This window comes from Vibrio sp. 1159, from assembly GCF_033340395.1.
Classification (GTDB): domain Bacteria; phylum Pseudomonadota; class Gammaproteobacteria; order Enterobacterales; family Vibrionaceae; genus Vibrio; species Vibrio alginolyticus.
In genome coordinates this window covers 1-3,147 of the sequence record NZ_JAWOWL010000073.1, presented here as the reverse complement: position 1 = coordinate 3,147, position 3,147 = coordinate 1, and the positions used below count along the sequence as shown (strand labels likewise).

Below are 3,147 nucleotides of genomic sequence, written 5' to 3'. Positions count from 1 at the left end.
CACTCAAGCCGAATATGGGATCAAGTTAACCTGGTCACACAACTTTGCTGTCAAGGCCTTGCGGGTGAATAGTTACGGAGGAAAAATGCAATATATCGAAGTCAAAAGTAGCCAGATTCCGCTAGATTTGCTGCTTGAAGCTGATCCTTCTGAAGCGAGTATTTCTTCATATTTATCCGATTCATGGTGCTTTGCTGCACTAGACAATGGGCGTGTTTTAGCCGCTTGCATAGTGAAGCCACAAACCAATAGGCTTGCTGAGATATTCAATGTCTCTGTATATCCAAAGTTAAAAGGTCAAGGTGTTGGTTCTGAATTGCTTAAGTCAGTTCTGTCTCAGTTATCGAGTAAGGGAATCTCTCGTGTTGAACTGGGTACAGGTACCTTTGGTTATCAACTGACTTATTATCAGCGTCTTGGCTTTAGGGTTGACTCAATCGTCAAAGATCACTTTTTACTGAATTATCCAGAGCCAATCTATGAAAATGGTATTCAACACAAAGACATGCTGAGATTGTACGCACAACTTTAGTACGCACATAACAAAGCGTTCAAGAGGGATTCTCAACGCATGGCAGTTTTGGTTAAAAGTTTAGCTTTTGTGTTTATGGCACAATGGTTTAACTTGGGTGGCATCGCGTTGTTCACCCCTTAACGCGGCGTTATGTTTATCCTCACACTTATGATGTTTATTATGAGTGCTCAGGCTGCTGTTCTATATAATGGTAGCTTTATTTCAGTCGGATTTAATCATCATGAAAAAACTCTCTATTATTGCTTTAGTGCTTCTGTCGTGCAGTGTTTCAGCTAACAATTTAAAAGATACTGTTCCTGAAGCTAAAACTAAATTAGAGCAATTCAGCGCTAAAACAGGTGTCGTTCTCGTTCGTGGTTTCCAAAAAATCGAAACAGCAAATGGCTTGTACAACACCCTTGTTAACGTAGAAAGTAAAGAATTTACTAATGTTACTAGTGGTCAGAAAGAGTACGGTATTACTATCGAAGCTTTCAAAGAAGATGGCCGTTACGATAAAAAGCATACAACTTATATCGACTTCGATGAAATTGATTCTTTGATAGCTGGTATTGATTACATTTCAAAAATCAAACCAGATGTAACAAAGTTTGAAGATTTCCAAGCTGACTACTCGACTAAAGGTGATCTGAAAATTTCCACATTTAGTTCTGGTGGCAAAGTAATGGCGGCAGTTTCAAGCGGTAAAATCGGTGGCGTAGCTGCTTATTATAACCTTGAAGACTTGGCAAAAATTAAAGCTCTAATTGTTAAAGCTAAAGCTAAAATCCAAGAAGTAAAATAAACATAACAAAGCATTTAAGAGTGATTCCCAACGCTTGGCATTTTTCATTCCATCGTTGGGTTTTGTGTTTACGGTGGTACGGTTAGGGTTAGTGGTAGCGTTGCTCACACCTTAATGCGGCGTTATGTAGCCGCGAGAGGACGGTAAGTTAAAAGGATTTATATATGTTAAATATTCGCCAAGCTCGCATTGAAGATATCAGTGTTATCAAGAAACTACAGTTTCAGCTTAATGAGTATCATCAAGCAAATTTACCTGATGACTTTTTATCACCGGAAGAAATTGAACAAAAAATAGACCTGAACAAGATAATCGAAAGTGAAAGCTCGATTTGTCTGGTAGCCGAAAGCAAAGGGCAGTTAGTAGGTTTTGTTTTTGGTGAGCTATGGGTTCGTAAGTCTTGGACGCTCAAACAGCGAAAGATCGCAAGCGTTGAACAGATTGTAGTGGATTCACGCTTTAGGAGTCAGGGTGTTGGACTGGCGCTAATAGAGGCATTTGAAGAAAGGGCTATTTCTAACGGCGGAGAAGAGCTGTGGTTAGAGGTATATTCTTTCAATGAATCTGCTCTAGCTTTGTATCGCAAAGCTGGTATTGCGCCCAAAATCCAAATTGGACAGAAAGCACTAGCCTGAAAGTCGGCTACATAACAAATTGTTCAAGAGTGATTCGGCACGCGTGGCATTTTTACTATGCGTTAGTTTTAGTGGTTAAGGTGGTATGCGGAAGCTTAGGTATTGCGTGCCTCACACCTTAACAAGGCGTTAGCTTTCTTTGGGAGAATAAAGTGAGTCAATATTTGATCGAACCAGAAGTTCCTGGGAGCTTGGGTGAAAATACTTTAGCAAATTTCGATTTGCATCCACCGATAATAGAAAAGCTACATTTTCAGTTTGATGGGTGGCTAGGTGATGATTTATTGACTTCATTTCCATGCTTTTTAGTCACTGAACGTTTAGCAACGGCCTTAAGTTCATCGCAGTTGTCAGGATACAATCTGGAAGTGACTGAAATATCTACTTCTGACGTATTTGAAGAACTGTATCCAGAGTGTACTTTACCTCGTTTTTCGTGGCTCCAAGTATCCGGAGCCATCGGTAAAGACGATTTTAGCGTAACAAATGATGGGCTACTCTTAGTTTCTGAAAGGGCAATGGTGTTGTTACAAAGATATCAACTAGAAAATGCTGACATCGCAGTGTACAAAAGCTAACAAAGCATTTAAGAGTGATTCCCAACGCTTGGCATTATTCATTCCATCGTTAGGTTTCGTGTTTAAGGTGGTATGGTCAAGTTTTGTGAAAGCGTTGCTCACACCTTAATGCGGCGTTAGTACGGGTTTGACATCAAAGGTCATCAGTTTTGGTGTTTATCTGTTTTGGCGCTCGTCTTTACACCTTAAAGTTAGTACCTTTCACGTTCTTTCCGGTGGCACTATATGCGGAGTATTCGCTTTGACTTCATCGTTTACGGTCTCTAACTCTTAATCTATTTCTTTATTGCTTCTTCTTTTTCGTGTTTTTTACTAAGTCAAAATTGTCTTTCTTTGGTGTTGCTGTCGAAGTGCGAGGAACGAATCCTTTTCTAATTTGAACTCAGTAAAAGTAGGTGAGTTCAGTACGTTTTTCTTCTAGCCAACTCTCGTCTCTCTATCGATTTTAAGTTTTGTAGGTGCCCGTCTCACTTCAGTGTTCAAAGCCTTTCATATCATGCCAGTTTTCAATATCTTGGAGCGCATAAAGGCTTTGTTACGTAATTCGATGGAACTAAATCAAGAAACTACGATCTGAGCGGCTACGCCCATCAATCGTCGTAGCCTCATGCCTAA

Annotated in this window: 4 protein-coding genes; all 4 read left to right on the top strand. The window is 39.9% G+C overall.

All coding sequences use genetic code 11. From position 1 onward, the window contains the following. The first annotated feature begins 85 nt into the window (after positions 1–85). Positions 86–532, top strand: a complete 447-nt coding sequence (locus tag R7127_RS25885; protein ID WP_042524084.1) for a GNAT family N-acetyltransferase — start codon at positions 86–88, stop codon at positions 530–532. Positions 533–755: 223 nt separating this feature from the next. Then, complete coding sequence (locus tag R7127_RS25880) at positions 756–1,319, top strand: hypothetical protein (protein ID WP_172563622.1); 564 nt, start codon at positions 756–758, stop codon at positions 1,317–1,319. 164 nt (positions 1,320–1,483) lie between these two features. Continuing rightward, entirely contained in the window at positions 1,484–1,954 is a 471-nt protein-coding gene (locus R7127_RS25875; protein ID WP_172563623.1) for a GNAT family N-acetyltransferase, read from the top strand. A 152-nt stretch (positions 1,955–2,106) separates the two neighbouring features. Further along, positions 2,107–2,532: a hypothetical protein gene (locus R7127_RS25870; protein ID WP_139059822.1), complete on the top strand. Its 426-nt coding sequence runs from the start codon at positions 2,107–2,109 to the stop codon at positions 2,530–2,532. The last annotated feature ends 615 nt before the right edge of the window (positions 2,533–3,147 follow it).

What these genes read in the sequence shown, in the direction of transcription:
- R7127_RS25885 (WP_042524084.1), top strand. Translation starts at nt 86, where the DNA reads ATGCAATATATCGAAGTCAAAAGTAGCCAGATTCCGCTAGATTTGCTG.
- R7127_RS25880 (WP_172563622.1), top strand. Translation starts at nt 756, where the DNA reads ATGAAAAAACTCTCTATTATTGCTTTAGTGCTTCTGTCGTGCAGTGTT.
- R7127_RS25875 (WP_172563623.1), top strand. Translation starts at nt 1,484, where the DNA reads ATGTTAAATATTCGCCAAGCTCGCATTGAAGATATCAGTGTTATCAAG.